The following is a 1,955-nucleotide window of genomic DNA, read 5'->3' on the forward strand; positions in this document are numbered from 1 at the left end:
TAATTAAGAGGTCAGGGAGTTGATCCAACAAAACAAGGGAGCGATTGAAATGAAAAACGTAATGACTAAAGCATGGGAAATTGCAAGAAACGGACAAAAGAAATTCGGAGGTAAAGTTAAAGAATACTTTGCAGAAGCTTTAAAAATGGCTTGGGCAATCATTAAGAAAGGGGTCAAAGAAGTGGCTGAATATCCGAAGGTTGTTATTGAAAGAGCGGAAGAATTTCTTAAATCAGGAGACCAACCAACAAAGGAATTCGCAATGAATAAAGCGATCCATGAATACGATCTATTTATCAAAAACTACAAAAAAACATATAATTTTAAAGCGAAAAAAGGACAAAAAACAATTCCTTTTGAAGAATTTGTTAACCACCTTGAAAAGTTAACAGTAGATGAATATGTAAAAATAATGATGGCAGCGAGCAACTTCGCTGAAAATTACGCTAAATAATTTTGCGCTCCCTTGTAAAATTAAAAAAGGATGACTTATTATGAAGATGAGCAAAGAAGAATTTTTAGAACAGATCATGACGAGACGTGAGGCTGAAAGTTATGTTGGAATGTCTAATGTAGCTTTCCAGCACCACATTAGAAACAAAAATATCATTCCGTGCAAAGAGTATGGAGTTGGCAGAGGAAAAGTTCAGCTGTTCTGGAAAGACGATCTAAATAAATTAAAAGAATTTGTTAAAAACCCTTGACTATACAATTATATAGTTGTATAATGTAATTAGAAGGTAAGAGATCAGCAAGAAATACACCAACTAACGGGTAGCGACCAACGCTAGGAGGAAATTAAAATGAAGAGAAACGAAGAACATTTAGACGCAGTATTTGAAGGCAGAGCATCATTAACGGAAAAGGGAATGAGAGACTTCTTCAGCAGTGACGAACAGATTGCAACTAACGAATCCCTCGATCAAGCAATTATTGAGTTTAACAACTGGGAAGGCGCTGCTAAGATTTACTTTAAAAAAGAAACTGAAATTTTCTTCACAGAAGTATTTTCGAATGACATTGCAGCATCCCAAACAGTCCCAAACAAAGGTATATACAGTGTTTTAGGCAAAGGAGAATTCGAAGGAAATAAAAAAATAGGTAAAAAAAGAAAAGCGTACATTAATAAATTTGTTAGCTTATTGTTACAAGGATGGGAACCATTCCAAGCAGAGTACGAATTATCAGAGTTTTCTTATCAAAATAACATTTAATAGGAGGGGCATTGCCCCCTCTTCTTAGGAGGATATATGAAATACCTAAACCATATCACACTCAATTCAGGGGATTTAAGAAAATCTTATTCGGATGAAGTAGACAAGGAAACTTTCTTTGTTCTTAACAGAATTTACTCCGAATCTTTTTCGGAAAACGGAGCAACGTTTGACGATTTCCACATTTTAAAAGGCACGAAACTAGCTAATGGAGCGATATTTACTTTACTAAGAAAACACGAAGGCGGTCTAGTTCCGATTTTAACAACCACCGCACTTAAACGTGACGTACAGGATACTTGGGAGCATTTACATGATACAACTACCACTCCATTAAAAACGGACAGGAATAAGCCGGTGAGCGCTCCCTGTGTGATAGATAGGCTGGAAGCCGGAGCAATGTATCCTCAATTTATGATGGCGTTGCAATGGACTGGTGACCTCGCAAGAATATTGGGATGGCTTGCACTGGATCCTCGTAAAATTAGATAAAAACAGACCGGAGTTTTCCAGGCTCCGGTCTTAGTGTGTTGCACATAATTATAACACTTTAATTATATCATCGCCCCCTACATCCGTCTATTGACTTCCGCACGGACTTTCTCATATTCGGCAGCACTAATACCTAATGACTTCCTCCTTGCTGGATGACCGCTACCATGGTCACCTCTGATGACTTCAGTAGCCATCTGACTAATCGATTTTTTAGGCTTAGAAGGCGAGCCCCCGCCAAGACGTTTA

General features: G+C 37.6%; 5 protein-coding genes. 4 read left to right on the forward strand and 1 reads right to left on the reverse strand.

All coding sequences use genetic code 11. The features are described 5' to 3' along the window. The first annotated feature begins 19 nt into the window (after positions 1-19). The 4 genes from IEX94_RS19385 to IEX94_RS19400 all read left to right on the forward strand — a co-directional run bounded on the left by IEX94_RS19385 (position 20) and on the right by IEX94_RS19400 (position 1,706). Entirely contained in the window at positions 20-454 is a 435-nt protein-coding gene (locus tag IEX94_RS19385) for a hypothetical protein (RefSeq protein ID WP_229782816.1), read from the forward strand. A gap of 40 nt (positions 455-494) precedes the next feature. Next, positions 495-704 (forward strand): hypothetical protein, encoded by a 210-nt coding sequence (locus IEX94_RS19390; RefSeq protein ID WP_188859882.1) that lies wholly within the window; start codon positions 495-497, stop codon positions 702-704. A gap of 99 nt (positions 705-803) precedes the next feature. After that, on the forward strand, positions 804-1,214 hold the full coding sequence (locus IEX94_RS19395) for a hypothetical protein (protein WP_188859884.1): 411 nt from the start codon (positions 804-806) through the stop codon (positions 1,212-1,214). Positions 1,215-1,250: 36 nt separating this feature from the next. Further along, positions 1,251-1,706, forward strand: a complete 456-nt coding sequence (locus tag IEX94_RS19400) for a hypothetical protein (RefSeq protein ID WP_188859886.1) — start codon at positions 1,251-1,253, stop codon at positions 1,704-1,706. Positions 1,707-1,783: 77 nt separating this feature from the next. Here IEX94_RS19400 and IEX94_RS20370 read toward each other — a convergent pair whose 3' ends face one another. Further along, a complete protein-coding gene (locus tag IEX94_RS20370; RefSeq protein ID WP_188859888.1) occupies positions 1,784-1,903 on the reverse strand; it encodes a hypothetical protein in 120 nt (39 codons plus the stop codon). Positions 1,904-1,955 lie beyond the last annotated feature (52 nt).

This window comes from Oceanobacillus indicireducens (genome assembly GCF_014647195.1).
Classification (GTDB): domain Bacteria; phylum Bacillota; class Bacilli; order Bacillales; family Amphibacillaceae; genus Oceanobacillus; species Oceanobacillus indicireducens.